A 26,244-nucleotide genomic window follows, 5' to 3' on the forward strand; every position below is an offset into this window, starting at 1 on the left:
CCAACGACGGACTTTGGTCCTTTGCTCGCGCTCCAGCAGCTTCCGGTGTCCATTGTCGCCGGGCTATGTTGATCGCGATGACTGTCGAACCCGGCCACGGCCGCGAGGCGCCGCCGCTGCCGGCCGCGCTGCTCCAGGTGTGGCCCGTCATCGCGGTCGGGTTCGCGGGTTGGCTGATCGGCGCCGTCCTCGCGTTCGTCGTGCCCGCGCTGCAGAGTTGGCGCCCGGTGACGCTGGGCGGGCTGGGCGTCTCGCTGATCGGCACCAGCATCTTCGTGTTGCAGCTCGCCGCCGCGCGCCGCGGCGCACGCGGCGCGCAGACCGGCCTCGAAACCTACCTGGACCGCAAGTAAATTCGCCGAACCGGGAGAAGCAATGGTCGCCCCGCTACTGCAAGCACAAATCGACATCGACGCGCCGGCCTCGAAGGTCTGGGCCCTGATCTCCGACTTCCGGAGGATGCCGCAGTGGAGTCCCCAGTGTCGCTGGATGCGGCCCATCGGCCCGGTTCGCCCCGGCGCCCGCACGGTCAACCTCAACCGCCGCAACCGCATGTTCTGGCCCACCACGAGCACGGTGGTCGAGGTGGTTCCCGAGAAGAAGCTGGCGTTCCGGGTCAACACCAACCACACAGTTTGGAGCTACGAACTCGAGCCCAACGGCGAGGGCACCCGCGTGGTGGAGAGCCGCCACGCCGAGAACGGCGTCACCGCGTTCTCGAACCTGTCGGTCAACGCGCTCATGGGCGGCACCGCGAACTTCGAGCGCGAGTTGCTCGAGGGAATGAACACCTCGCTGGCGCGGATCAAGGCCGCCGCCGAGAAAGGCTAGTCGCCCGGTTCGGTGAGCTCGGGAGACTCCGGCGCTTCCTGCGGCGACTCGGGCGCTTCGAGCGGCGGCTCCACCGGCTCCACCGCCTCGGCCTGAACCGACTCCGGCGCCTCGGCCTGGGCCGGCGGCGGGTTCTCAGCCACGTCCAGCACGCCGTCGTCGTAGGGGTCGTACATGGGCGAGCCGGCGCCGGCCGGGGCCGGGGTGTCCGAATGGGCGCCGCAGCCGTACTGCTTGTCGACAATGTGCCCGTCGGCGGACAGCTCGTTGCCGCACACCCCGAACATCACACCCAGCGCTCCGGACAGCGGCAGGAAAAAGCCGCAGTCGCGGCACACCCGCTTGGTCGAACGCGCCATCGCCGAATCAGGACCGTAGTCGCCGGTGTGCCATCGCTCGGCCGCCTCGGCGCGGCCCACGGGGCCCAACACCCAGCGCCGGCCCAACCCGACCTCGGCGGCGGTCTCGTCGACCTGCGGATCGCCGCTGGCGGCGTAGCCCGGGACCAATCGAGGATCGTCCGCCGCGGGCGCCAGCAGGTCGCCGGGTCCTAGATCCCCCGGTCGCACCCGCTCTTCCCAGGGCACCCATTCCGGCGCCAGCAACGCCGTCGGACCCGGGATCAGCGCGACTTCGCTGATCGTGGCGTGGTCCGCGCCGCGGTAGGCGGCGACCACGGCCGCCCACTGCCAGCCCTGGTAGCCGGGCAAATGCGCCAGGAACCGGTGGGTCGCGGCGTTCGGGTCCTCGAAGCTGACGCCCAAGTAGTCCCCGACGGCCTCCGGACCGGCGAACTCCTCGACGGCGGCCCTGGCCTGGTCAGCCGCACCGGAGAGCAGCGCCGCCAACTCGTCGGGCCACTCGGCCACGGTCGTCACGGCGGGCTCCACTGACTCTTCAGTGGGTCCGGTCACGCTGCCCCCTCTCCAGTGTCGATCGGACTACAGTGCGTCTCCATACTAGGTTGGCGAGCCACGCCCTGTTGCCTGCCCGCATAGGACAGAATTGACCTGTGTCTGGACGGCGGCGTGATCCCCGGAGCCGGGTGGCCTCGAACCCGGGCCGCCGGCCCCGTCCCGACGCCAAGAGGTCGGCCACCCAGCATCCCGGCATGGCCAACTACCCGGCCGGCGGCTCCGACGATCGCCGGTCGCGTCGGCCGCCGCCAATGCCGAGCGCGAACCGCTACCTCCCACCGCTGGGCGAGCAGTCCGAACCGGACCGCACCAGCGGTCCGCCCCCACGGACTGCCGCCGCCAGCGAACGCATCACCGTTACCCGCGCGGCCGCGATGCGCAGCCGCGAAATGGGGTCCCGCATGTACTGGATGGTGCAGCGGGCCGCCACCGCCGACGGCGCCGACAAGTCGGGCCTGACCGCGCTGACGTGGCCGGTGGTCGCCAACTTCGCGGTCGACTCGGCGATGGCGGTCGCGCTGGCCAACACCCTGTTCTTCGCCGCGGCGAGCGGGGAGAGCAAGTCCAAAGTGGCTCTGTACCTGCTGATTACGATCGCGCCGTTCGCGGTGATCGCGCCGCTGATCGGCCCGGCGCTGGACCGCCTGCAGCACGGCCGGCGCGTCGCGCTGGCGCTGTCGTTCGCGCTGCGCACCCTGCTGGCGGTACTGCTGATCATGAACTACGACGGTGCCACCGGCAGCTTCCCGTCGATGGTGCTCTATCCGTGCGCGCTGGCGATGATGGTGCTGTCGAAGTCGTTCAGCGTGCTGCGCAGTGCGGTGACGCCCAGGGTGATGCCGCCGTCCATCGACCTGGTACGGGTCAATTCCAGGCTGACCGTGTTCGGCCTCCTCGGCGGCACCATCGCCGGCGGTGCCATCGCGGGCGGCGTCGAGTTCGTCTGCACCCACCTCTTCAAGCTCCCCGGCGCGTTGTTCGTCGTTGTCGCGGTCACGATCGCGGGCGCTTTCCTGTCGATGCGGATCCCGCGCTGGGTCGAGGTGACCGCGGGTGAAGTCCCGGCCACCCTGAGCTACCGGCGCGACAGGGACCAACCGCGCCGATGGCCCGACGAGGTCAAAAGGGTCGGGGGAACGCTTCGACAACCGCTGGGACGCAACATCATCACCTCGCTGTGGGGTAACTGCACCATCAAGGTGATGGTCGGCTTCCTGTTCTTGTACCCGGCGTTCGTCGCCAAGGCGCATCAGGCCAACGGATGGGCCCAGCTGGCGATGTTGGGCATGATCGGGGCCGCGGCCGCGATCGGCAACTTCGCCGGAAACTTCACCAGCGCGCGCCTGCGGCTGGGCCGGCCTGCCGTGCTGGTGGTGCGCTGCGCTGTGGCGGTGTGCTCCGTCGCCCTGGCGGCCGCCGTGGCGGGAACCCTGATGGTGACGGTGATCGCGACCCTGATCACGTCGGGCTCCAGCGCCATCGCGAAGGCCTCGCTCGACGCCTCGCTGCAACACGATCTGCCCGAGGAGTCGCGGGCGTCGGGATTCGGGCGATCGGAATCGACCCTGCAGCTGGCCTGGGTGCTGGGTGGGGCGCTCGGCGTCCTGGTGTACACCGAATTGTGGGTCGGCTTCACCGCGGTCAGCGCCCTGCTCATCCTCGGCCTGGCCCAGACCCTGGTCAGCTTCCGCGGCGACTCGCTGATCCCCGGCCTGGGAGGCAACCGGCCCGTCATGGTCGAGCAGGAGGGGATGCGCCGGGGCGCCGGTAGGCCGGCGGCGGTGCCGGAGTGAAACGCGGCGTGGCCGCGCTCGTCGCGGTCGTGGTGGCACTGGCGTGCGTCGGGGCGGGGGTCGCAACGTGGCTGCTGGTGCGCCGCACCGGCCCGCAGCAACCCGAGATCAGCGCCTACTCGCACGGGCACCTGATCCGGGTGGGGCCCTACCTGTACTGCGATGTGCTCAACCTCAACAACTGCCAGACGCCGCAGACCCAGGGCGAGCTGCCGCTCAATGAGCATTACCCGGTGCAACTTTCGGTACCCGACGCCATCGCACGAGCACCCTGGCGGCTGCTTCAGGTGTATGAGGATCCCGCCAACACGACCGCGACCGTGTTTCGGCCGGGCGCGCGTCTGGCGGTCACCATCCCGGCGGTGGACCCGCAACGCGGGAAGCTGACCGGGATCGTCGTGCAACTGCTGACGTTGGTGGTCGACGACGGCCAACTCAACGACATCGCCACCGTTCGCGCCGTCCCGCACGCGGAATGGTCAGTGCGACTGACTTAACGCGGCCGAGCGTCGACTTGTTGCGCCGAAGCGGGCAGATTTCGCACCACAACTCGACGTTGGGCCGAACGTGTCAGTGTGGACCGGCGCCGTGTGCGCATGGAAATCCTGGACTGGCCGTTTAAGGGCACCGACGCTCTCGCCGCCGGCGTCATCACCCGGCATCGGTTGCGGACCGATTTCGAGATGGTTCATCGCGACGTCTACATCCCTCGCGGCCAGAAGTTGACGCCCGTGACGAGGGCAGTGGCCGCGTGGCTGTGGTCTGGACGGACCGCGACGGTGGCAGGTCTGTCCGCCGCGGCGTTGCACCGCAGCGAATGGATCGACAACTGGCTGCCAGCCGAGCTGAACCGGCCCAGCCGCGATAAGGCGCGCGGCATCATTTTGCACAGCGACACCCTCGGCGACGACGAAACATGTGTGCGCGACGAGATGCGCATGACCACGCCCGCCCGCACGGCATTCGACCTGGGCAGGCGAAAGGGCTTGACTACGGCGGTGATTCGGCTCGATGCACTCATGCGTGCGACCGAGCTGAAGGCGGCTGACATCGAGCTGCTCGCCGACCGCCATCGAGGTGCGCGCGGGTTGGTCCAGTTGCGGCAGGTTCTGCATCTGGCCGACGGCGGCTCGGAGTCACCGCAGGAGACTAGGACCCGCCTGGTCCTCGTCGGCGGCGGTTTGCCGCGACCCCAGACCCAGATCGTGGTGCTCAACGAATGGGGTGCGGTGCTGGCACGGATCGACATGGGGTGGGAGGAGTGGAAGGTCGGCGTCGAATTCGACGGCGCACGACATTGGACTGATCCCGTGCGCCGCACCTGGGATATCGATCGAGTGGCGGAACTCGAAGCACGCGGCTGGGCGATCATCCGGGTCAGCACCGACCTGCTCCGATACCGACCCCACGTCGTGGTTGCACGCACCCGAAGTGCGCTGTTGGCGGCCGGTTGCCCACTATGACCGCCGAGCGTCGAGTTGTTGCGCGAAAACTCCGCAGTTTCGCGCAACAACTCGACGCTCGGCAGAAACGATTACGCTCCGTGGCCGGCCGGCACCCGCTCGCCGTCGACCGGCGGCCCCGGGGGCGTTCCATTCCCGAAAGGCCTGCCGCCCAAGGTTTCCCGGCTATGTGGTGCCAGCCAGCCGGCCAGGTCCGGGCCCTTGGGCACGATGCGCGTCGGGTTGATGTCGGCGTGCACGATGTAGTAGTGCTGCTTGATCTGGACGAAGTCGACGGTGTCGCCGAAGCCCGGAGTCTGGAACAGGTCGCGCGCGTAGGCCCACAGCACCGGCATTTCGCTGAGCTTGGATCGGTTGCACTTGAAGTGTCCCTGATAGACCGGGTCGAAGCGGGCCAACGTGGTGAACAGCCGCACGTCGGCCTCGGTGATGGTGTCGCCCACCAGGTATCGCTGGTTGGCAAGGCGATCGCTCACCCAATCCAGCGCGGTGAACAGCCGGTCGTAGGCCGCCTCGTAGGCCTGCTGTGAGCCGGCGAAGCCACAGCGGTAGACGCCGTTGTTGATCTCGGTGTAGATCCTCTTACTCACCTCGTCGATCTCGGCGCGCAGCGGCTCCGGGTATAGCTGCGGCGCGCCCTCGCGGTGGTAAGCCGTCCACTCGGTGGAGAGATCCAGCGTCATCTGCGCGAAGTCGTTGGTGACGACCGCACCGGTCGGGACGTCGACGATCGCCGGGACCGTGATGCCCTTGGGGTAGTCGGGGAAGCGTTTGAAGTAGGCATCCTGCAGCCGCGGGATCTTCAGCACCGGGTCGACGCCGCCGGGGTCCAGGTCGAAGGTCCAGCTGCGCTCGTCGTGGGTGGGGCCGCAAAACCCAATGGAGAGAGCGCCTTCCAGGCCTAGTAGCCGCCGGACGATGATCGCGCGGTTGGCCCACGGGCAGGCGCGGGCCACGATGAGCCGATACCGGCCGGGCTCTACCGGGTAGCCGTCGCGCCCGTCGGCGGTGATGCGCGTGTTGATGTAGTTGGTGTCCCGGGTGAATTCGCCCGCGGGGGCGACGTAAGAGGCCATGACGCCAATTCTGCCCCTTCGCCCGGCCTCAACTAATCGGCGATTCCGCCCATCACGTCGGCCTGCGCGCCCGTCAGGAACCGGCGGGCCAGGTTGGTCTCGGTCGATTCGGCCGGCTCCCAGTGCGCGATCCACGGCCCGGTGCCCTCGGACTGATCGACGATCCCGTCCTCGAGCCAGGTGAACCGGCCGTCCAGCACGTCGTGGGTCAGCCGGACGTCGCTGCTGTCGGTGTTGGCCCACAACGCCTGGAACAGGGCCTCGACCCGCAGGGTCGCTTGCTGGCAGAACGTGTCGGCGAGCTCGTATGCCTGCCGGCCGACGGCCGGGTCCGCCGCGCGTTGCCCCTCGGCGCGCACGCACGCCGCGGACATCGCGAACAGTTCCGCCCCGATGTCGACGATGCGCCCGAGAAATCCCTGCCGCTGCTCGAGTTTGGCCTGCCAGCGCGCCATCCCGTAGAAGGTGTTGCGGGCCAGCTTGCGGGTGGAGCGTTCGACGTACCGCAGGTGCGACGCCAGCGTGCCGAACTCGCTGTATGCCCGGGGCCGCTGTCCCTCGCCGAATACCAACTGCGGCAACCACTTTGCGTAGAACCCGCTGGCGCCGACGGCCGCGGCCGCCTTCTGCCGCAAACCCGTGTCGGGCTTGGCGAGGTCACCGGCCGCGGTCAGGTGGGCGTCGACCGCCTCGCGCGCGATGAGCAGCCGCATGATCTCGCTGGATCCCTCGAAGATGCGGTTGATCCGCAGGTCGCGCACCACCTGCTCGGCCGGCACCGCGCGCTCCCCGCGCGCGGCCAGCGACTCGGCGGTCTCGTAGCCCCGCCCACCGCGGATCTGCAGGAGTTCGTCGGCGATCAGGCAGGCCATCTCGCTGGACCACAACTTGGCCAGCGCCGCCTCGATCCTGATGTCGTTGCGGCCTTCGTCGGCCATCTGAGCGGACAGCTCCAGCACCGCGTCAAGCGCGTAAGTGGTGGCGGCGATGAAGGAGATCTTGCTCGCGACCGCTTCGTGTTTGGCGAGCGGCTTACCCCACTGCACGCGCTCCCCCGACCATTCGCGGACTATCTTCAGCGCCCACTTCGACGACCCCGTCGCGCTCGCGGGAATCGACAGCCGCCCGGCGTTGAGCGTGGTCAGCGCGATCTTCAGACCGTCGCCTTCCCGGCCGACCAGGTTTTCGGCGGGCACCCGCACCCGGTGCAGCCGGGTGACGCCGTTCTCGATGCCGCGCAGTCCCATGAACTTGTTGCGCCGCTCCACGGTGATCCCGGGCGAATCGGCCTCGACGACGAAGGCGCTGATTCCGCCGCGGTGCCCCTCACTCTTGGGCACCCGGGCCATCACCACCAGCAGTTCGGCGACCACGCCGTTGGTGGTCCACAACTTCACGCCCTCGAGTTCGTACGCCTTGCCGTCCTCGACCGGTGTCGCCGTCGACGCCAGGCGCGCCGGATCCGAGCCCACGTCCGGTTCGGTGAGCAGGAACGCCGATATGGCGCCGGCGGCGCAGCGTGGCAAGAACTTCCGCTTCTGTTCGGGCGTCCCGGCGAGTTTGAGCGGCTCGGGTACCCCGATCGACTGGTGGGCCGACAGCAGCGCGCCGAGGCTGGGATGAACCGACGAGATCATCACCAGCGCCCGGTTGTAGGCCACCTGCGACATGCCCAGGCCGCCATATTCGGTGGGTATCTTCATGCCGAAGCAGCCCAGCGCGGCCAGGCCCTTCACGTATTCGTCGGGGATTACCGAGTCCCGCTCGATGACGCTGCCGTCGACGGTGTCGAGGAACTCGCGCACCTTGCCGAGAAAGGCGCGGGTGCGCGCCTTGTCGTCGTCGGACGGCTTGGGGAACGGGTGGATCAGCTCCAACGGAAAGTGACCGAGAAAGAGCTCCTTGGCGAATGACGGTTTTTCCCAACCGCTTTCGCGGGATTCCTCGGCGAGGGCCCTCGCTTGCTCCTCGGTGACCTGCGCTTGCTGTGCCATCGCCGCCTCCTCGCTAACGACTCACATCGAGGCCGGAGTACCCGCTGGTGGGCGGAATATCACGACCTACGAATGTCGAAGTTACCACCGAGTAGCTTCCCGGCGCACCGGTTCGTCGCGAGCAATCGCGCGGTTAGGAGTCGAGCTCCCTGGCCACCGCCTTGACCACCTCGGAGACCCGACGGGCGGTCTTGCGGTCCGGGTATCGCCCCTTGCGCAACTCGGGCTGCACGGCGCCTTCCAGCAGGGTGATCATGTCCTCGACCATCCCGTGCAGCTCGTCGGGGCTGTGCTTGTGTTCGACCGGCGTGGCCTCGCGACGCGTCTTGGCAAGGCTGGGCGGGGGATCGATCAGCTTGAGGCTCAACGCCTGCGGACCGCGCCGGCCGGAGGCGACGCCGAATTCCACCCGCTGCCCCGACTTGAGCCCCTCGACCCCTTCGGGCAACGCCGACGAGCGGACGTAGACGTCCTCCCCGTCCTCCTGTGACAGAAAGCCAAACCCCTTTTCGGCGTCGTACCACTTAACCTTGCCGGTCGGCACTGGTCTCACCTGCTTGTCTGACGGATCACTAGGATGGGTAACGCAAGAAGCGTCCCGCCTGCGCAGGACGCATGTTGGATTCTGATCCTACTCGGATGCCCGCCCGACGAGCACCCCCGTTAAGCGCTACTCGGTAGTCTGGGCGGTACCGCTGGAGGAGATATGCGCCTGATCCCGAACGTCATCTGGCTCGCATTCGGTGGCCTGTGGACGGCCGCCGTGAACCCGTCCGCCTCGCCGACCCGATTCGTGCCGGTGGCCGCATGACGCTGACCGCATTGGGCTTACCGACTGTGCGAGGCCGCGCGGGCGACCCCGACGCCCAGAACTTTCCCGGCAGCGGCCCGCTGCTGGACACCTACGGGCGCGCCGCGACCGACCTGCGGGTGTCGCTGACCGATCGTTGCAATCTGCGGTGCAGCTACTGCATGCCGGCCGAGGGGCTGGACTGGCTGCCCGGCGAACAATTGCTGAGCCCCGACGAGCTGGCCAGGCTGATGCATATCGCCGTCACCCGGCTGGGCATCACCAGCGTGCGGTTCACCGGTGGGGAACCCCTGCTGTCCCGCCATCTCGAAGAGGTGATCGCCGCGGCGGCCGGTCTGCAGCCCCGCCCCGAGATCTCGTTGACCACCAACGGTGTTGGGCTGGCGCGCCGCGCCGCCGCTCTCGCCGAGGCCGGCCTGGATCGGGTCAACGTGTCGATGGACAGCGTGGACCGCGACCACTTCGCGGCCATCACCCGCCGGGACCGGCTCGACGACGTCCTCGAGGGCCTGGCGGCCGCCAACGCGGCGGGCCTGACTCCGGTCAAGGTCAACGCCGTGCTCGATCCCGCGACCGGGCGTGACGACGTCGTCGGCCTGCTGCGGTTCTGCCTCGAGCACGGCTATCAGTTGCGGGTCATCGAGCAGATGCCGCTGGACGCCGGACATCAATGGCGCCGTGGCGCCGCACTGACGGCGGACGACGTGCTGGGGGTGCTGCGCACGCACTTCCGGTTGCGCCCGGACCCGGCGCCCCGCGGTTCGGCTCCGGCGGAGCTCTGGCTGGTCGACACTGGCTCGGGCACTCCGAGCGCGAAGTTCGGAGTCATCGCGTCGGTGTCGCACGCCTTCTGCTCGACCTGCGACCGCACCCGCCTCACCGCCGACGGCCAGGTCCGCAGCTGCCTCTTCTCGGCCGAGGAGACCGACCTTCGGGGACTGCTGCGCGGTGGGGCCGACGACGACGCGATCGAGGCGGCGTGGCGCGCCGCGATGTGGCGCAAGCCCGCCGGCCATGGCATCAACGATCCCGACTTCATCCAGCCCGCCCGCCCGATGAGCGCGATCGGTGGCTAGCCCGACGGGTCAGGCCCCGGCCGACGGGGAGGGAATCCAGGTGACGGTCCGCTACTTCGCCGCCGCGCGCGCCGCGGCCGGTGCCGAATCGGAGGCCTTGGTGGTGCACCCGGGCACCACGGTGGCCGAATTGGTGGAGCGGCTCGCCGTTCGTGGATCTCGCCTCGCGACCGTGTTGGACCGATGCTCCTACCTGTGCGACGGCATCGCCGTGCGCGACGAAACCACGCCGTTACGCACCGGTGACACGATCGACGTTCTGCCGCCTTTCGCCGGCGGCTGAAATTGTGAGATACCTCACGTAACGGAACGATAACGGTGAAATCACGCTCCGATATCGGTCGAATGACCAGCGGGAATCCCTAGTGTTCCTGGGCTTTTCGGACATGGCCGTGAGGGAAACGCCGGGTTTCACAAGACGTGACGGGACGAACAGAACCCGCTAGCGTCACCGACGGTTCGTCAATCTACCGAACGGCGTTCCACCCCGCCTATCGCGCCGAGCTCCATCCAATGGGCGGGGGTGACCGAAGCGGATGGAGGCGGGGGACCCACCGGTCCACCGTGATCGGACTGGAGTCGCTTGCGACTCCTTGGGGTGAAGCCGACGCCGGCTCCCATGCGGAGTACGGCGGCGGCCGGGTGGCCTCTCCAACCCGAACCCGACAGCTGACCTCGTAGGCGCGTCACACGAGAGGAATATTTCGGCGCGTATGAGTGGACGTCACCGCAAGCCCACAACATCCAGCATCAGCGTCGCCAAGATCGCCTTCACGGGGGCAGTTCTTGGTGGCGGCAGCATCGCCATGGCCGCCCAGGCCGCCGCGGCCACCGACGGCGAATGGGATCAGGTAGCCCGTTGCGAGTCCGGCGGCAACTGGGGCATCAACACGGGCAACGGCTATCACGGCGGTGTCCAGTTCAGTTCGAGCACCTGGGCCGCGCACGGCGGCGGCGAATTCGCCCCGTCGGCCGAGATGGCAACCAAGGAACAGCAGATCGCGGTCGCCGAGCGCGTGCTCGCGACCCAGGGCCGGGGCGCCTGGCCGGTCTGCGGCGGTCCGCTCTCGGGCCCCACTCCGCGCGAGGTTCCCGCGCCCGCTCCCGTGGGTATGGACGCCCCGCTGGACGCGCCCGGGCTCAACGGCCTGCCGCCGCTGGCGCCACCGCCGGCGGACGCTCCGCCACCGGACGCCCCGCCGCCGCCTCCCCCGCCGCCCGCCGACCCGGCCCCGCCGGTGACGCTGACGGCGGCCGGGCAACCTGCGCCGGACATGGTGCCGCCCGCGCCTCCCGCGGACGCCCTGCCGCCCGCGCCTCCCGCGGACGCCCTGCCGCCCGCGCCTCCCGCGGATGCCCTGCCGCCCGCGCCTCCCGCGGATGCGCCGGCCGAACCGCAGCACGCTTCGACCGTGGGCTACACCCGAAAACTCTGGGACGCGATCCAGAGTGCGGACATCCACGGGAACGACGCGCTGGATGCCCTGGCGCAGCCGCCGCAGGCCGGCTGACGCCTCCACTTATCTCAAGCGCGCAGTGCGCACGTCTTTAGGCGGAGCCCACCCATTCTTCGGTTCCATCGTCGAAGAACTGGTGCTTCCACACCGGTAACCGTGCCTTGATGGTGTCCACCAGCCGGGCGCAGGTGTCGAAGGCCGCCTGCCGATGGTCGGCGGCCACCGCGGCCACCAGCGCCGCCTCGCCGATGTGCAGCGCGCCGATGCGGTGGCTGGCCGCGATCGCGCGGACCCCGCTGGACGACTCGGCGACCTCGCCGACGACTTGGGCCAGGACCTGCTCGGCCGAGGGGTGCGCGGAGTACTCCAACCGCACCACCCGCCGGCCGCCGTCGTGGTCGCGGATCATGCCGACGAATCCGACGACCGCCCCGGCCGACTGATGGCCCACCAGCTCTTCGTGCTCCGCCAAAACGATCGGCTCTTCGGTCATGGCGGCGCGCAGAACGCGGGTCATCCCTGGTGATCTCCGCCGGCGAGTTGGTCGAGCGCGTGATCGAGCACGTCGGCAAGCACGCCGAGCCCGTCGCGCACCCCGCCGGGTGATCCCGGCAGATTCACGATCAGCGTGCGGCCCGCCACACCGCAGACGCCGCGCGACAGCACCGACGTCGGCACCTTAGGCAGCCCGGAGCGGCGGATCGCGTCGGCCAGCCCGGGGATCATGTAGTCCAGCACGGCCACGGTCTGGTCCGGGGTGGCGTCGCTGGGCGAGATGCCGGTGCCACCCGAGGTGATGATCAGGTCGACGTCGGCGTCGAGCGCCCCACGCAGCGCCTGGCCCACGGGCTCCCCGTCGGCCACCACCTCGGGCTGCACGGGCGAAAACCCATGCTGTTCAAGCCATTCCGCAATGATCGGCCCGCTTCGGTCGTCGTACACGCCGGACGACGCACGGGTCGACGCGATAATTATTCGTGCGGATCGCTCGCCCATCACCGCTCCCAGTTTCCGGTTTTGCCGCCCTGCTTGCGCAGCACCCGAATGTCATCGAGGCGAGCGGCCGGGTCGACGGCTTTGATCATGTCGTACAGCGTGAGCCCGGCCACGCTGACGGCGGTCAGCGCCTCCATCTCCACGCCCGTGCGGTCCGTGCTGCGCACGGTCGCGGTGATCTCGATGTCCGAATCGCCGACGGCGAAGTCGACGTCGACCCCGGTGAGCGCGAGCTGATGACACAGGGGGATCAGGTCGCTGGTGCGCTTTGCCGCCAGGATTCCGGCCACCCGCGCGGTGGCCAGCGCGTCCCCCTTGGGCAGGCCGCCGGTCGAGACGAGCGCGACCACCTCCGGCGAGGTGCGCAACGCACCCGCCGCGACGGCGGTGCGCCGGGTGGCGCTCTTTTCCGTGACGTCGACCATGTGCGCCGCACCCCGCTCGTCCAGGTGCGAGAGCGTGCCTGCCGAGGCCTTGGCGGCCTCTGGGGCCCTAGCCATCGGTTAGCGGTTGACGACCGTGACCGGGTGGACGTAGGGCAGGTCGGTCGCGGGCAACGGGAAGACCAGCTCACCGAAGGGCGACAGCGCACCCGTCCGATCACTGACCAGTTCGCTCACGGCGTGGTCATCCGGGTCCGTCGTCGGCCAGCCGTTGTCGACGTAGTTGGTCTTGCGCGCCTTGCCTTCAGCAGAGTCAGCCACGGGGTCCATTCTGACAGGTCGCGCCCGCGCCCGTGGCGCAAGCCCGGGCTGACCGTGGGCTTTGCGTACGGACCGGTCGGGAAGACTGCTTTACGCTGGTCAGCAATGACCGACAACACCCCGGACATCCCGCTGGGGTCCTGGCTGGCCGACTTGCCCGACGAGCGGCTGATCCGACTGCTGGAACTACGGCCGGACCTCGCCCAGCCCCCGCCTGGCAGCATCGCGGCGCTGGCCGCGCGCGCCCAGGCGCGCCAGTCGGTCAAGGCGGCCACCGACGACCTCGACTTCCTGCGGCTGGCGGTGCTCGACGCGCTGCTGGTGCTGCAGGCCGATTCCGCCCCGGTGCAGGTCGCCAAGCTGCTCGCGCTCATCGCTGACCGCGCCCCCGAGGCCGACGTGCTCGGCGCGCTGGACGACCTGCGGCAGCGCGCGCTGGTCTGGGGCGACGCCGCGATCCGGGTGGCCGCCGATGCCGGCACGGCTTTGCCGTGGCACCCGGGGCAGGTCACGCTCGAGGACAGCTCCCGCACGGGCGAGGAAATCGCCGGCCTGATCGACGGTCTCGACCCATCCCAGCTCGATGTGCTGAACAAACTGCTCGAGGGTTCGCCGATGGGCCGCACCCGCGACGCCGCTCCCGGCGCCCCGGCGGATCGGCCGGTGCCGCAGCTGCTGGCGCTGGGCCTGCTGCGGCGCATCGATGCCGAGACCGTGATCCTGCCCCGGCACGTCGGGCAGGTGCTGCGGGGCGAGGACCCCGGTCCCATGCAGCTGACGGCCCCCGACCCGGTGGTGTCGGTCACCACCGCCGACGACGTGGATGCGGTGGCGGCGGGAGCCGTCATCGATCTGCTCCGCGAGTTCGACGTGCTGCTTCAAACCCTGGGCGCCGCACCGGTTTCCGAGCTGCGCAGCGGCGGGCTGGGGATTCGCGACCTCAAGCGGCTGGCCAAGACGACCGGCATCGACGAGACACGGCTGGGCCTGATCCTCGAAATCGCCGCCGCGGCCGGATTGATCGCCAGCGGCATGCCCGACCCGGAACCCGTCGAGGGTGAGGGACCGTATTGGGCGCCGACGGCGGCGATTGAGCGGTTCGCCGCGATGTCCTCGGCCGAGCGTTGGCACCTGCTGGCCGGCACCTGGCTTGATCTGCCCGGCCGCCCGGCGTTGATCGGCACCCGGGGTCCTGACGCCAAACCCTATGGCGCCCTGACCGATTCGCTGTACTCGACGGCCGCACCGCTGGACCGCCGACTGCTGCTGGGCATGCTGTCCGGGCTGGCGCCCGGGGCGGGTGTCGATGCCGTCACCGCCTCGGCGGCGTTGATCTGGCGGCGCCCCCGCTGGTCCAGGCGGCTGCAGCCGCAACCCGTCTCCGATCTGCTGGCCGAATGCCATGCGCTGGGTCTGGTCGGTCGCGGGGCGATCAGCACTCCCGGGCGAGCGCTGCTGGACGACGGCGGCGATCCGGAGGCCGCCGTGCACGCGATGACGCGGGCGATGCCCGCCCCCATCGACCACTTCCTGCTGCAGGCCGACCTCACCGTCGTGGTGCCGGGCCCCCTGCGACGCGAACTCGCCGAGGATCTGGCCGCCGTCGCCACCGTCGAATCGGCCGGCACGGCGATGGTGTACCGCATCAGCGAGCAGTCCATCCGGCACGCCCTCGACATCGGCAAGACTCGTGACTGGATGCATGAGCTGTTCACCAAGCACTCCAAAACCCCGGTGCCGCAAGGGCTCACATACCTCATCGACGACGTCGCCCGTCGCCATGGCCAGCTCCGGATCGGCATGGCCGCGTCGTTCGTGCGGTGCGAGGACCCGGTGCTGCTGGCGCAGGCGGTGGCGGCCGCGGAGGACCTGCAGTTGCGCGCGCTGGCGCCGACGGTGGCGGTGTCGCCGGCGCCGATCGCCGAGGTGCTCGTCAGGCTGCGCCACGCGGGTTTCGCCCCGGCCGCCGAGGACTCCTCCGGTTCGATCGTCGACGTCCGGCCCCGCGGGGCCAGGGTGCCCACCCCGCAGCAGCGCCGGCCCTACCGGCCCGCGCCGCGCCCCAGCGGCGAGACGCTGAACGCCGTCGTCTCGGTGCTGCGCAAGGTGACCGCAGCGCCGTTCGGGAATATCCGCGTCGACCCCGCCGTCACTATGTCGATGTTGCAGCGCGCGGCCAGGGACCAGGACACGCTGGTGATCGGCTACCTCGACGCCGCCGGCGTGGCGACCCAGCGGGTTGTGTCGCCGATCTCCGTGCGGGGCGGGCAGCTGGTGGCGTTCGATTCGGCGTCCGGGCGCCTGCGTGACTTCGCCATCCACCGCATCACGTCAGTGGTGTCGGGGGACGACTGAATAATGGTGAGATGACCGACGGACCGTTGATCGTGCAGTCCGACAAGACGGTGCTGCTCGAAGTGGATCACGAGCTGGCCGGCGCGGCGCGCGCCGCCATCGCGCCGTTCGCCGAGCTGGAACGCGCTCCCGAGCACGTGCACACCTACCGCATCACGCCGCTGGCGCTGTGGAATGCCCGCGCCGCCGGCCACGACGCCGAGCAGGTCGTCGACGCGCTGGTCAGCTTCTCCCGCTACGCGGTGCCCCAGCCGCTGCTGGTCGACATCGTCGACACCATGGCCCGCTACGGGCGGCTGCAGCTCGTCAAGCACCCGGCGCACGGCCTGACGCTCGTGAGCTTCGACCGCGCGGTGCTCGAGGAAGTGCTGCGCAACAAGAAGATCGCGCCGATGTTGGGCGCGCGGATCGACGACGACACCGTCCTCGTGCATCCCAGCGAGCGGGGACGGGTCAAGCAGATGCTTCTCAAGATCGGCTGGCCCGCGGAGGATCTCGCCGGTTACGTCGACGGTGAGGCGCACCCGATCAGCCTGGCGCAGGACGGCTGGCACCTGCGGGACTACCAGCAGCTGGCCACGGACTCGTTCTGGGCGGGCGGTTCCGGGGTGGTGGTGCTCCCGTGCGGTGCCGGCAAGACGCTCGTCGGCGCGGCCGCGATGGCCAAAGCCGGCGCGACGACGCTGATTCTGGTCACCAACATCGTCGCGGCCCGGCAGTGGAAGCGCGAGCTGGTCGCGCGCACCTCGCTGACCGAGGACGAGATCGGCGAATACTCCGGTGAGCGCAAGGAGATCCGGCCGGTGACCATCTCGACGTACCAGATGATCACCCGCCGCACCAAGGGCGAATACCGGCACCTGGAGCTCTTCGACAGCCGCGACTGGGGGCTCATCATCTATGACGAGGTGCACCTGCTGCCGGCGCCGGTGTTCCGGATGACCGCCGACCTGCAGTCCAAACGTCGACTTGGCCTGACCGCCACGTTGATTCGCGAAGACGGTCGCGAGGGCGACGTGTTCTCCCTGATCGGCCCGAAGCGCTACGACGCGCCGTGGAAGGACATCGAGGCACAGGGCTGGATCGCGCCGGCGGAGTGCGTCGAGGTGCGGGTCACCATGACCGACAACGAGCGGATGATGTACGCCACCGCCGAGCCCGAGGAGCGATACCGGCTGTGCTCGACGGTGCACACCAAAATCGCTGTGGTCAAATCGATCTTGGAAAAACATCCCGGCGAGCAGACGTTGGTGATCGGCGCCTACCTGGATCAGCTCGACGAACTCGGCGCCGAGCTGAACGCCCCGGTGATCCAGGGCTCGACGCGAACCAAGGAGCGGGAGGCGCTGTTCGACGCCTTCCGCCGTGGCGAGGTGTCGACCCTGGTGGTGTCCAAGGTGGCCAACTTCTCCATCGACCTGCCGGAAGCATCAGTGGCCGTGCAGGTTTCGGGAACATTCGGCTCGCGCCAGGAAGAGGCCCAGCGGCTGGGCCGGCTGCTGCGGCCCAAGCACGACGGCGGCGGCGCCATGTTCTACTCGGTGGTGGCCCGCGACAGCCTGGACGCCGACTACGCCGCGCACCGGCAGCGCTTCCTCGCGGAGCAGGGCTACGGCTACATCATCCGCGACGCCGACGACCTCCTGGGCCCGGCGATCTAAGGGTCATCACCGCTCGCGGACTACAGGGACAGGATCGTCGCCGACGCGGTTCCCGGCGCGCCGTACACCTGGGCCAGCCCGACGCGCGGGTTGCCGGGCACCTGACGTTCGCCCGCCTCGCCGCGCAGCTGGCGCACCAGCTCGTGCATCTGCCGCAGGCCCGACGCGCCGATCGGCTCGCCGTTGGCGATCAACCCGCCGTCGGTGTTCACCGGCATCGACCCGTGGATCTCGGTGGCGCCGTCGGCCAGCAGCTTCTCCTGCTCACCGTCGGCGCACAGGCCGGTCTCGGCCATGTGGATCACCTCGTTGCCGGCGTCGGTGTCCTGCAGCTGGGCCACGTCGACGTCCTCGGGTCCGATGCCGGCGGCCTCGTAGGCCGCCTTGGCCGCATACACCGTCGGGGAGACATCCTCGTCCAGGGGCGCGAAGGTGGCGTGCACCTCGTAGGCGCCGTAGCGGCGGGTACGGATCTCGCAGGCCCGCACATATACCGGCTTGTCGGTGTACTTGTGCGCGATGTCGGCCCGGCACATGACGACGGCCGCGGCGCCCTCGTCGGGCGCGCAGAACATGTACTGCGTCAGCGGGTAGTTGAGCACCGGCGAGTTGAGGATCTCCTCCTCGGGAATCGGCTTGCGGCGGAACGCGTTCGGGTTCAGCGCCCCGTTGCGGAAGTTCTTCGCCGCGACCTTGGCCAGCGTGGCCTGGGAGATGTTGTGGTCGTGGAGGTACTTGTTCGCCTTCATGCCGAAGAACTTGGTGGTGACGAACTGCCCGTTCTGCGCGTACCACTGCGGCAGCGCCAGCTTGGCGGGGTCGTCGGTGAACGCGCCGCGCGGGTGCTTGTCCAAGCCGATGGCGATGCCGATGTCGTACTTGCCCAGCCGGATGGTGTCGGCGGTCTGCTGAATTGCGCTGGCGGCGGTGGCGCAGGCGTTGAACACGTTGGTGAACGTGATGCCGGTCAGGCCGACCAGGCGGGTCACGGCGTCGGGGTTGGACACCTCATGGCTGCCGCCGAAGCCGAACTGAATGTCCTTCCACTCCAGGTGGGCGTCGGCCAGCGCAAACTGGATGGCCTCCGCCCCCATCTGCATCGCGGTCTTGTCGAACCTGCCGAATGGGTGCAGGCCCACGCCGATGATGGCCACATCATTGGTCATCTCAGGCTCCCTTCTCAATCGGCTGGAAAGCGAACGTCATGACCTCGGCGCCCTCGTCGTCGGTGGTCAGCGGCACCATGGTCAGCTCGACCTCTTGGCCGAATTGCAGCTTGGCCGGGTCGTTTTCGGTCAGCCGCGCCTCGACCCGGATGACGTCGCCCAGCTGCACCAGGCCGACGCCGAATGGCACGAAATCGTCGCCGGTCGGGCCGGCGTAGGGGGCGCCGGGCGGGAAGCCCTGGGTGGTCCACGCCACCAGTGTTCCGCGGCGCGGCAACAACGACTCGGTCATCTCGCCCCCGCTGCAGCGCGGACACCACTGCTGCACCGGGAACGTCGTGGCCCCGCAGTTGCCGCAGCGACTCCCGATCAGCTGCGGGCTCTCGTCGGGCCAGGTGGAGATTTCGGGGGCGAGCGCCTTCTGCATTAAAGGATCCTCCAGCGTCCGAACAGAACAATGCTCACTGAACCGTATAACAGGTTTCCGAAAAGTGGAAACCACATTCTCATCGGCGCTTGTCCACCCAGCGGCAGGCAACTCACCACGGGTTATCGTGTCCAAGCGCCCAACCCCGACGCGATGCGAGGAGATGACCCATGCCAGTCACCGTGCTACTCGAACTCAGGCTGAAGCCCGACGCGGTGGCCGCGGCGCGCGAGCTCATGCGCCGAACTCTGCAAGACACCCGGGCGTTCGAGGGCAACCTGCGGACCGACGTGCTCGTCAACGAGGACGACGAAGCGCACTGGATCATTTACGAACTCTGGGACACCGTCGAGCACGACGAGGCCTACCGCGCATTTCGCGCCGGCCCGGGAAAGGTGACCGAGCTTCCTCCCCTGCTGGCCGCGCCGCCCGTCAAGACGCGATACGCCACCACCGACGTCTAGCTGAGCGCGGGAATGACTTCCCGCTCGAACAGTTCGACGCCCGAACGGTCGTACGCGGCCTCCGGGAAATAGCAGATCGCGTACTCACACCCGAGCGCGCGGATCTTCTCGAGCCGCTCGATCGCCTGTTCCGTTGTGCCCACCGCCGAGTCCGGTCCGGTGGTGCCGGCGAGCATCGCATCGGCCGCCGCCTCGGGCACGCACCCGATCAGCCGGTCGCGCACCCGTTGGAGCCGATTCTTGACGTCGGCGTCCGAGGTTCCGACGATCGCGTTGATGTTGACCGAACGCACGATCGCGTCGAAGTCGGTGCCAACATCGCGGCAATGCCGCGCCAGCACCTCCGACTTGTGGGCGAACGCCTCGGCCTCCGGCGTGAAGTTGGTGTACTGCGCGTATTTCGCCGCGATGCGCAGCGTCACCTTCTCCCCACCACCGGCGATCCACAGCGGTATGCCATTGTCCTGCAAGGGCTTCGGAGCGACGATCGCGCCGTCGACCTGGTAGTGCTCGCCGTCGAAGCTGACTCTGCCGTCGCGCCACGCGTCCCGCATGATCTGGACCCCCTCGTCCAGCCGGCCCAACCGCACCTTGGCCGACGGGAACCCGTAACCGTAAGCGCGCCACTCGTGTTCGTACCAGCCGCCGCCGATGCCCATCTGAATGCGGCCGCCCGAGATGATGTCGGCGGTCGCGGCGACCTTGGCCAGGTACACCGGGTTGCGGTAGCTCATCGCCGTGCACATCTGGCCGAGCTTGATCCGCGACGTCGTCGCCGCGTACGCCGCCATCAGCGACCACGCCTCGTGGGTCGCCTCGCCCGTCGGCATCGGGACCGTGTGGAAGTGGTCGTAGACCCACAACGAGTCCCACGCGCCGTCGTCGGCGTGGCCGGCCAGGTCGCGCATCACCGCCCAGTGTTTTTCCGGGTCGATGCCGACGAGATCCATTCGCCAGCCTTGCGGGATGAAGAGACCGAAGCGCATAGCAAGGGACTTTAGCCCGGTGACGATGCGGCCCGGAACGGACCGAGGGGGAACCGGGCAATCAAACCCAGCCCGGCTCACAGCGGATCAATAGCTAGGCCAAAGCGGCCACCGACAAGGACGCCTTAAACAGAATCCATGACAAACCTCGGGGACCAGACCACCGACGCTCGCCGTCGAACCATCCGCGCGGCGCAACTGTTCTTTGCCGGGGCCGCGGCCGTCGCGGCGCTAGCACTGTTCAACGCCTCGCCGCCGTCTGACACCGCGACCAGCGTCACCACCGCGCCGTTCGCCACCGATGACACCAACTTCGTCAACGACAACGGCCAGACCTCCGGCGACATCTTCACCCAGAACGCGCAGGACCAGAACTAGCGCTGCTTCCGCGCCAAAACCGGCGGTTAGGCTTACCCGCTATGCGGGTTCTGATCTCCGGCGCCAGCATCGCCGGGCCGGTACTGGCGTACTGGCTCACGCGACACGGCTTCGACGTCACCGTCGTCGAGCGCGCGCCGACGCTCCGCAAGACCGGGGGCCACGCCGTGGACCTGTTCCGCCCGGCGATGGAAATCTCGGAGCAGATGGGCGTCTTGCCCCGCATCGAGGCACTGAGCACCCAAACCGATCGCATGACAATGCATCGCGAGGGCCGGGAGCAGCCCATCGAGGTCGACCTCACCAAGATCTACGGCGCCGCCTCCGACCGCCACGTGGAGATCATGCGGGACGACCTCAGCGAGATCTACTACGACGCCGGGCGCGACGACGTCGAGTACGTGTTCGGCGACTCGATCACGGAGATCGACCACGACGGCGAGGTGACATTCGAGCGCGCCCCAGCGCGCCGTTTCGACGTCATCGTGGGCGCCGACGGGCTGCATTCCAACGTCCGGCGCCTGACCTTCGGCGCCGAGGACAGCCTGACCCGTTTCCTCGGTGGATACCTGGCGGTGGTGTCCGCGCCCAAATCGCTGGCCAAGCCCGGCGAGACCGTCGGCTACATCGGCGTCGGGCGCCTCGCGGCGATTTACAGCGCAGCGCATTTGGACGACGCCCGCGCGGTGTTTCTGTTCGGTAGCAAGCAGGAGCTCGACTACGACTATTGGGATTCGTTGCGGCAGAAGGAATTACTGCGGGACGCCTTCGCGGGCATGCACCCCCAGGTGGACGACTGGCTGGGCGAAATCGACCGGACTCCGGCGTTCTACTTCGATGCGATCACCCAGCTGCGGATGAACATCTGGTCGCGGCGACGGGTCACCCTCGTCGGCGACGCCGGGTATTGCCCCGGCCCCGCGGTCGGCGGCAGCACCAGCCTGGCCGTGCTCGGCGCCTACGTGCTGGCCGGGGAGCTGGCCCGGGCGGGCGGCGATCACCTGCGCGCGTTCGCGGCCTACGAATTGCAGATGCACGAGCCGGTGCATCTCAGCCGGACCTTCGCGCGGGGCGCCGCCAGGACCATCATCCCGGGCTCCCGGGCGGGCGTCTGGGCGTTGACCCGTGGGGTCCAGCTAGTCTCCTTGATGCCGGGGTCGCTCTCCAGGGCGCTGGCGAGGCTGAACACGAAGGGTGTGCGCGTGTACGACTCGATGCGGGTGCCTGACTACAGCGAAGTCGAAGTTTGACGCAAAGGGGATGACGGCCCGTGGACCTCGCCGGTGTGGGTATCTGGAGCAGTCAACTGCGCTACGGCGATGCGTCCGAAATCGCCGACGCCGCCGCGGAATTGGACGAGCTTGGCTTCACGGCGCTGTGGATCCCCGACGTGGGCGGGCCGGTGTTCGACGCGGTGGGGCAGCTGCTCGCCGCGACGGCAAAGACCGTGATCGCGACGGGGATCCTGAATCTCTGGATGCACTCGGCCGGTGACGTCGCCGAATCGTATGCCGCCCTGACCGCCGAGCACGGTGACCGGTTCCTGCTGGGGATCGGCGTCAGCCACGCCCCGCTGATCGATGCCGGCCAGCCCGGGCGATACCGCAAGCCGCTGGCTGCGACGGCGTCGTTCCTGGACGGGCTGGACGCCGCGCCACGGCCCGTGCCCGCCGAAGCCCGCGTCCTTGCCGCGCTCGGCCCGAAGATGCTCGAACTGTCGGCGACGCGCGCCCGCGGTGCCCACCCCTACCTCGTCACCCCCGAGCACACCGCTTCTGCCCGTTCGACTTTGGGTGAGGGCCCGTTGCTGCTGCCGGAGCAGACTGTGATCCTGTGTGACAGCGCCGACGAGGCGCGCCGCATCGGAACCGATTGGCTACGCGCGTATTTGGCGCTGCCCAACTACGCGAACAACCTGCTGCGCACCGGGTTCTCCGAGGACGACCTGGCTCAGGTCAGCGATCGGCTGCTCAACGCGATCATTGCGTGGGGCGACGAAGCGGCCGTGATGCGCCGGGTCGCCGAGCATCAAGCGGCCGGCGCCGACCACGTCTGCATCCAGGTGCTGACCGCCGACCCGACGGAATTCCCGCGCGAGCAATGGCGCCGAATCGCCGCGGCCCTCTAAGCGCCAGCAGACGCAGAATCGCACGCGGGGGCCCCGCGTTACGCGATTCTGCGTCTGGTGGCCGGAACTAGGTCAGCGAGGCCGGCGGCAGGAAGCGGTCGCCGTACTTGGCGGCCAGCTCCCCGGCCCGGGCCACGAAGGCGTCCTTGCCCGTCCCGCCGGCACCGGAGTAGCCGACGATGAACTGCGCGCTACCACCGGTGTACGGCGGATACCCGATGCCCATAATCGAGCCGATGTTGGCGTCGGCCGTCGACGTCAGCACGCCCTCGTCGAGGCACTTCTGGGTCTCCAGCGCCTCGGCGAACAGCATCCGGTCGATCATGTCCTGCAGCGGAGGCTGCGAGGAACCGGACTTGAACGTCTCGCGCAGGCCCGGCCAGAGGCCGGTGCGCTTGCCGTCGACGTACTCGTAGAAGCCCGCGCCCTTCAACCGCGACGGGCGGCCGAGCTCGATCATCTTCTCCACCACGGCTTCCGCCGGGTGCGGCTCGTAGGTGCCGCCGGCGTCCTCGACGCCCTTGCGGGTGGCGGTCGCGATCTTGTGCATCAGCTCCAGGTTGAGCTCGTCGGACAGCTGCAGCGGCGGCGCCGGGTAGCCGGCCTGGGTACCGGCGTGCTCGATCGACGCCGGCTCCACGCCCTCACCGAGCATCGCCAACGCCTCGTTGACGAACGTGCCGATGACGCGGCTGGTGAAGAACCCGCGGCTGTCGTTGACGACGATCGGGGTCTTGCCGATGGCCAGCGTGTAGTCGAACACCCGGGCCAGCGCCTCGTCGGATGTCTTCTCGCCCTTGATGATTTCCACCAGCGGCATCTTGTCGACCGGGCTGAAGAAGTGGATCCCGATGAAGTCCTCCTGCCGCTTCACGCCGGTCGCCAGACCGGTGATCGGCAGGGTGGAGGTGTTCGACCCGAGCAGCGCGTTCGGCTCGACGATGTCCTCGATCTCCTGGAACACCTTGTGCTTGAGGTCCTGGCTCTCGAACACCGCCTCGATCACGAAGTCGACGCCCTTGAAGTCCGCGGGGTCGGCCGTCGGCGTGATGCGGTCCAGCAGCGCCTTGCTCTTCTCCTCGGTGGTCTTGCCACGCTCGAGCGCCTTGACCTCAAGCTTTTCCGAGTAGTTCTTGCCCTTCTCGGCGGCCTCGATGCTGACGTCCTTGAGCACCACGTCGTACCCGGCCTTGGCCGACACGTAGGCGATGCCGGCGCCCATCATGCCCGCACCGAGCACGCCGATCTTGTTGATCGGGGTCTTTCCGATGCCCTCCGGCCGCGAGCCGCCGCCGTTGATGTGCTGCAGATCGAAGAAGAACGCCTGGATCATGTTCTTGGCGACCTGACCGGTGACCAGCGAGGCGAAGTAGCGGCTCTCGATGCGGCTGGCGGTGTCGAAGTCGACCTGCGCGCCCTCGACCGCCGCGGCCAGGATCGCCCGCGGTGCCGGCATCGGCGCGCCCTTTAGCTGCTTGCGGAGCAGGGCCGGAAACGACGGCAGGATGGCCGCCAGCGACGGTGACGACGGGGTGCCGCCGGGCATCTTGTAGCCCTTGACATCCCAGGGCTGGGTGTGCGAATCCGGATTGGCCTTGATCCATGCTTTGGCGGCGGGCACCAGCTCCTCGACCGAGCCCACCAACTCGTCGACCAAACCGGTGTCCTTGGCCTGGTCCGGCTTGAAGCGAGTGCCCTGCGAGAGCACCTCCATGAACGCCTTCTGGATGCCGAACATCCGCACGGTGCGGGTCACCCCGCCCCCGCCCGGCAACAGGCCCAGCGTGACCTCGGGCAGACCGACGACAAGCCCCTTGACGTTGGCCGCGATGCGGTGGTGACACGCGAGCGCGATCTCCAGGCCGCCGCCCAGCGCGGCGCCGTTGATCGCGGCCACCACCGGCTTGCCGAGCGTCTCGAGTGCGCGCAGGTCACGCTTGACGGCCTCGACGGTGTCGAAGGCCTCGCCGGCGTCCTCCGGGCCGAGCTTGATCATGCCCTTGAGGTCACCGCCGGCGAAGAAGGTCTTCTTGGCGCTGGTGATGACCACACCGCTGATCGAATCCTTCTCTGCGACAAGGCGTTCGACCGTGTTGTGCATCGACTCGGCGTAGTGCTCGTTCATCACGTTGGCCGACCCGGTCGGGTCGTCCAGCGTCAGCGTGACGATGCCGTCGGCGTCCTTGTCCCACTGAATCGTGTTCTCTGGCATGGTCTTAAACCCTCTCGATAATGGTGGCGACGCCCATGCCGCCGCCGATGCACAGCGTGATCAGGGCGCGACGGGCGTTGCGGCGCTCGAGCTCGTCGACCATGGTGCCGGTGATCATCGCGCCGGTGGCGCCCAGCGGGTGGCCCATCGCGATGGCGCCACCGTTGACGTTGAGGATCTCGTCGGGAATGTTCAGTTCCTTCTGGAACTTCAGCACCACCGAGGCGAACGCTTCGTTGAGCTCGAACAGGTCGATGTCCTCGACCGTCAGACCCGCCCGGTCGAGGACCTTGCGGGTGGCCGGGGCCGGACCGGTGAGCATGATCGTCGCGTCCGCGCCGCTCGTCGCGGTGGCCACGATGCGCGCCTTCGGGGTCAGACCCTGCGACTGGCCCGCCTTCTCGTTACCGATGAGCAGCAGCGCCGCGCCGTCGACGATGCCCGAACTGTTGCCGCCGGTGTGGACGTGGTTGATCTTCTCGACCCAGTGGTACTTCTGCAGCGCCACGTCGTCGAAGCCGCCCATCGCGCCGATGCCCTCGAAGGCCGGCTTCAGCTTGGCCAGGCCCTCCAGCGTGGTCTCGGGACGCATGTGCTCGTCGTGGTCGAGGATCATCAGACCGTTCTGATCGCGCACCGGCACGACGGATTTGGCGAAGTAACCTCCCGACCAGGCCGCGGCCGCGCGCTCCTGGCTGCGCAACGCGTAGGTGTCGACGTCCTCGCGGCTGAAGCCCTCCATGGTGGCGATGAGGTCGGCGCCGATCCCCTGCGGGGCGATGTAGTTGTCGTAGGTGAAGGCGATGTCGGTGAACATCGCTCCGCCGTCCGAGCCCATGGGCACGCGGCTCATCGATTCGACACCGCCGGCCAGCACCAGGTCATCCCAGCCGGAGCGCACCTTCTGCGCGGCGGTGTTGACGGCCTCCAGCCCCGAGGCGCAGAAGCGGTTGAGCTGCACGCCGCCGACGGTGTCGGGCAGGCCGGCGGCCAGCACCGCGGTGCGGGCGATGTCGGCGCCCTGGTCCCCGACCGGTGAGACGCAGCCGAGGACGACGTCGCTGATCAGTGTCTCGTCGAGGTCGGGAAAGCGGCGCCGCAGCTCCTCGATCAGGCCGACGACCAGGTTGAGCGGTGTGACCTCGTTCAGCGACCCGTTGCGCTGCTTCCCGCGTGGCGTGCGGATGGCCTCGTAGATGAAGGCTTCTTCGGACATGTCGGTTTCCTCTTCACAAATGGGGGTTCGGATCCGGATTACACACTAAACCAACCTGTTGGTTGGGAGTAATGGCGCTGGTCAGAACGGCGAATGTGCGGCCAGCCGCACGCTCGGCGCCGAACGTGCGGCC

27 protein-coding genes and 1 riboswitch are annotated in these 26,244 nt (G+C 68.8%); of the genes, 14 read left to right on the forward strand and 13 right to left on the reverse strand.

Features of this window, described 5'->3' with window-relative positions:
* Positions 1 to 77: 77 nt before the first annotated feature.
* On the forward strand, positions 78 to 353 hold the full coding sequence (locus AC5Y5E_RS13580; protein WP_499903508.1) for a DUF2530 domain-containing protein: 276 nt from the start codon (positions 78 to 80) through the stop codon (positions 351 to 353).
* Between the two features lie 22 nt (positions 354 to 375).
* The gene (locus AC5Y5E_RS13585; RefSeq protein WP_499903509.1) at positions 376 to 831 is read left to right on the forward strand and encodes an SRPBCC family protein; all 456 of its coding nucleotides are present in this window, start codon (positions 376 to 378) and stop codon (positions 829 to 831) included.
* Here AC5Y5E_RS13585 and AC5Y5E_RS13590 read toward each other — a convergent pair.
* Positions 828 to 1,745, reverse strand: a complete 918-nt coding sequence (locus AC5Y5E_RS13590) for a DUF3027 domain-containing protein (protein ID WP_499903510.1) — start codon at positions 1,743 to 1,745, stop codon at positions 828 to 830. The two genes, AC5Y5E_RS13585 and AC5Y5E_RS13590, sit on opposite strands and share 4 nt — an antisense overlap.
* Before the next feature lie 131 nt (positions 1,746 to 1,876).
* Between AC5Y5E_RS13590 and AC5Y5E_RS13595 the strand changes: the two genes are divergently transcribed.
* The 3 genes from AC5Y5E_RS13595 to AC5Y5E_RS13605 all read left to right on the forward strand — a co-directional run bounded on the left by AC5Y5E_RS13595 (position 1,877) and on the right by AC5Y5E_RS13605 (position 5,004).
* Positions 1,877 to 3,541: an MFS transporter gene (locus tag AC5Y5E_RS13595; RefSeq protein ID WP_499903922.1), complete on the forward strand. Its 1,665-nt coding sequence runs from the start codon at positions 1,877 to 1,879 to the stop codon at positions 3,539 to 3,541.
* Entirely contained in the window at positions 3,538 to 4,038 is a 501-nt protein-coding gene (locus AC5Y5E_RS13600) for a DUF2771 domain-containing protein (protein WP_499903511.1), read from the forward strand. Before AC5Y5E_RS13595 ends, AC5Y5E_RS13600 begins: the two co-directional genes overlap by 4 nt.
* 99 nt (positions 4,039 to 4,137) lie before the next feature.
* Positions 4,138 to 5,004: an endonuclease domain-containing protein gene (locus AC5Y5E_RS13605; protein ID WP_499903923.1), complete on the forward strand. Its 867-nt coding sequence runs from the start codon at positions 4,138 to 4,140 to the stop codon at positions 5,002 to 5,004.
* A 71-nt stretch (positions 5,005 to 5,075) separates the two neighbouring features.
* On the opposite strand, the gene AC5Y5E_RS13610 is transcribed toward AC5Y5E_RS13605, so the two are convergent.
* From AC5Y5E_RS13610 to AC5Y5E_RS13620, 3 genes are all read right to left on the reverse strand, one after another.
* Positions 5,076 to 6,080, reverse strand: coding sequence for a glutathione S-transferase family protein (locus AC5Y5E_RS13610; RefSeq protein WP_499903512.1), 1,005 nt, complete (start codon positions 6,078 to 6,080; stop codon positions 5,076 to 5,078).
* 32 nt (positions 6,081 to 6,112) lie between these two features.
* The gene (locus tag AC5Y5E_RS13615; protein ID WP_499903513.1) at positions 6,113 to 8,074 is read right to left on the reverse strand and encodes an acyl-CoA dehydrogenase family protein; all 1,962 of its coding nucleotides are present in this window, start codon (positions 8,072 to 8,074) and stop codon (positions 6,113 to 6,115) included.
* A gap of 133 nt (positions 8,075 to 8,207) precedes the next feature.
* On the reverse strand, positions 8,208 to 8,618 hold the full coding sequence (locus AC5Y5E_RS13620; protein ID WP_499903514.1) for a cold-shock protein: 411 nt from the start codon (positions 8,616 to 8,618) through the stop codon (positions 8,208 to 8,210).
* Positions 8,619 to 8,881: 263 nt separating this feature from the next.
* Between AC5Y5E_RS13620 and moaA the strand changes: the two genes are divergently transcribed.
* From moaA to AC5Y5E_RS13635, 3 genes are all read left to right on the forward strand, one after another.
* Entirely contained in the window at positions 8,882 to 9,961 is a 1,080-nt protein-coding gene (moaA, locus tag AC5Y5E_RS13625; RefSeq protein WP_499903515.1) for a GTP 3',8-cyclase MoaA, read from the forward strand.
* Positions 9,954 to 10,244 (forward strand): MoaD/ThiS family protein, encoded by a 291-nt coding sequence (locus tag AC5Y5E_RS13630; RefSeq protein ID WP_499903516.1) that lies wholly within the window; start codon positions 9,954 to 9,956, stop codon positions 10,242 to 10,244. The genes moaA and AC5Y5E_RS13630 overlap by 8 nt, the downstream gene beginning before the upstream one ends.
* Before the next feature lie 209 nt (positions 10,245 to 10,453).
* Positions 10,454 to 10,663: riboswitch (cyclic di-AMP (ydaO/yuaA leader) on the forward strand.
* Positions 10,664 to 10,674: 11 nt separating this feature from the next.
* Positions 10,675 to 11,472: a transglycosylase family protein gene (locus tag AC5Y5E_RS13635; protein ID WP_499903517.1), complete on the forward strand. Its 798-nt coding sequence runs from the start codon at positions 10,675 to 10,677 to the stop codon at positions 11,470 to 11,472.
* Positions 11,473 to 11,509: 37 nt separating this feature from the next.
* On the opposite strand, the gene AC5Y5E_RS13640 is transcribed toward AC5Y5E_RS13635, so the two are convergent.
* From AC5Y5E_RS13640 to AC5Y5E_RS13655, 4 genes are read right to left on the reverse strand one after another with little or no spacing between them, the layout of a single operon-like run.
* On the reverse strand, positions 11,510 to 11,935 hold the full coding sequence (locus tag AC5Y5E_RS13640; protein WP_499882924.1) for a molybdenum cofactor biosynthesis protein MoaE: 426 nt from the start codon (positions 11,933 to 11,935) through the stop codon (positions 11,510 to 11,512).
* Positions 11,932 to 12,414 carry a MogA/MoaB family molybdenum cofactor biosynthesis protein gene (locus AC5Y5E_RS13645; RefSeq protein ID WP_499903518.1) on the reverse strand — a complete coding sequence of 161 codons (483 nt, stop codon included), beginning with the start codon at positions 12,412 to 12,414 and terminating at the stop codon, positions 11,932 to 11,934. The genes AC5Y5E_RS13640 and AC5Y5E_RS13645 overlap by 4 nt, the downstream gene beginning before the upstream one ends.
* Complete coding sequence (gene moaC, locus AC5Y5E_RS13650) at positions 12,414 to 12,914, reverse strand: cyclic pyranopterin monophosphate synthase MoaC (protein ID WP_499903519.1); 501 nt, start codon at positions 12,912 to 12,914, stop codon at positions 12,414 to 12,416. Before moaC ends, AC5Y5E_RS13645 begins: the two co-directional genes overlap by 1 nt.
* A gap of 3 nt (positions 12,915 to 12,917) precedes the next feature.
* Positions 12,918 to 13,118, reverse strand: coding sequence for a hypothetical protein (locus AC5Y5E_RS13655; RefSeq protein ID WP_173817347.1), 201 nt, complete (start codon positions 13,116 to 13,118; stop codon positions 12,918 to 12,920).
* Positions 13,119 to 13,223: 105 nt separating this feature from the next.
* On the opposite strand from AC5Y5E_RS13655, the gene AC5Y5E_RS13660 reads away from it, so the two are divergent.
* Together AC5Y5E_RS13660 and AC5Y5E_RS13665 are read left to right on the forward strand one after the other, a co-directional pair.
* Positions 13,224 to 15,473 (forward strand): helicase-associated domain-containing protein, encoded by a 2,250-nt coding sequence (locus AC5Y5E_RS13660; protein ID WP_499903520.1) that lies wholly within the window; start codon positions 13,224 to 13,226, stop codon positions 15,471 to 15,473.
* 11 nt (positions 15,474 to 15,484) lie between these two features.
* A complete protein-coding gene (locus AC5Y5E_RS13665) occupies positions 15,485 to 17,134 on the forward strand; it encodes a DNA repair helicase XPB (RefSeq protein ID WP_499882919.1) in 1,650 nt (549 codons plus the stop codon).
* A 20-nt stretch (positions 17,135 to 17,154) separates the two neighbouring features.
* On the opposite strand, the gene AC5Y5E_RS13670 is transcribed toward AC5Y5E_RS13665, so the two are convergent.
* Together AC5Y5E_RS13670 and AC5Y5E_RS13675 are read right to left on the reverse strand one after the other, a co-directional pair.
* The gene (locus tag AC5Y5E_RS13670; RefSeq protein ID WP_499903521.1) at positions 17,155 to 18,300 is read right to left on the reverse strand and encodes a thiolase family protein; all 1,146 of its coding nucleotides are present in this window, start codon (positions 18,298 to 18,300) and stop codon (positions 17,155 to 17,157) included.
* A 1-nt stretch (position 18,301) separates the two neighbouring features.
* Positions 18,302 to 18,727: a Zn-ribbon domain-containing OB-fold protein gene (locus tag AC5Y5E_RS13675; RefSeq protein WP_499903522.1), complete on the reverse strand. Its 426-nt coding sequence runs from the start codon at positions 18,725 to 18,727 to the stop codon at positions 18,302 to 18,304.
* Between the two features lie 170 nt (positions 18,728 to 18,897).
* Here AC5Y5E_RS13675 and AC5Y5E_RS13680 point away from each other — a divergent pair, with 170 nt between their 5' ends.
* A complete protein-coding gene (locus AC5Y5E_RS13680) occupies positions 18,898 to 19,191 on the forward strand; it encodes a putative quinol monooxygenase (RefSeq protein ID WP_499903523.1) in 294 nt (97 codons plus the stop codon).
* On the opposite strand, the gene AC5Y5E_RS13685 is transcribed toward AC5Y5E_RS13680, so the two are convergent.
* Entirely contained in the window at positions 19,188 to 20,177 is a 990-nt protein-coding gene (locus tag AC5Y5E_RS13685; RefSeq protein ID WP_499903524.1) for an LLM class F420-dependent oxidoreductase, read from the reverse strand. The two genes, AC5Y5E_RS13680 and AC5Y5E_RS13685, sit on opposite strands and share 4 nt — an antisense overlap.
* Before the next feature lie 138 nt (positions 20,178 to 20,315).
* On the opposite strand from AC5Y5E_RS13685, the gene AC5Y5E_RS13690 reads away from it, so the two are divergent.
* The 3 genes from AC5Y5E_RS13690 to AC5Y5E_RS13700 are packed head-to-tail and all read left to right on the forward strand — an operon-like array spanning position 20,316 to position 22,683.
* Positions 20,316 to 20,555, forward strand: coding sequence for a hypothetical protein (locus tag AC5Y5E_RS13690; RefSeq protein WP_499903525.1), 240 nt, complete (start codon positions 20,316 to 20,318; stop codon positions 20,553 to 20,555).
* 41 nt (positions 20,556 to 20,596) lie between these two features.
* Positions 20,597 to 21,805 carry an FAD-dependent monooxygenase gene (locus tag AC5Y5E_RS13695; protein ID WP_499903526.1) on the forward strand — a complete coding sequence of 403 codons (1,209 nt, stop codon included), beginning with the start codon at positions 20,597 to 20,599 and terminating at the stop codon, positions 21,803 to 21,805.
* A 20-nt stretch (positions 21,806 to 21,825) separates the two neighbouring features.
* The gene (locus AC5Y5E_RS13700; protein WP_499903527.1) at positions 21,826 to 22,683 is read left to right on the forward strand and encodes an LLM class F420-dependent oxidoreductase; all 858 of its coding nucleotides are present in this window, start codon (positions 21,826 to 21,828) and stop codon (positions 22,681 to 22,683) included.
* A 67-nt stretch (positions 22,684 to 22,750) separates the two neighbouring features.
* Here AC5Y5E_RS13700 and AC5Y5E_RS13705 read toward each other — a convergent pair whose 3' ends face one another.
* Positions 22,751 to 24,895 (reverse strand): 3-hydroxyacyl-CoA dehydrogenase NAD-binding domain-containing protein, encoded by a 2,145-nt coding sequence (locus AC5Y5E_RS13705; protein ID WP_499903528.1) that lies wholly within the window; start codon positions 24,893 to 24,895, stop codon positions 22,751 to 22,753.
* Positions 24,896 to 24,899: 4 nt separating this feature from the next.
* On the reverse strand, positions 24,900 to 26,111 hold the full coding sequence (locus AC5Y5E_RS13710) for an acetyl-CoA C-acetyltransferase (protein WP_499903529.1): 1,212 nt from the start codon (positions 26,109 to 26,111) through the stop codon (positions 24,900 to 24,902).
* Positions 26,112 to 26,244: the final 133 nt, after the last annotated feature.

Source organism: Mycobacterium sp. NGS54 (genome assembly GCF_059812465.1).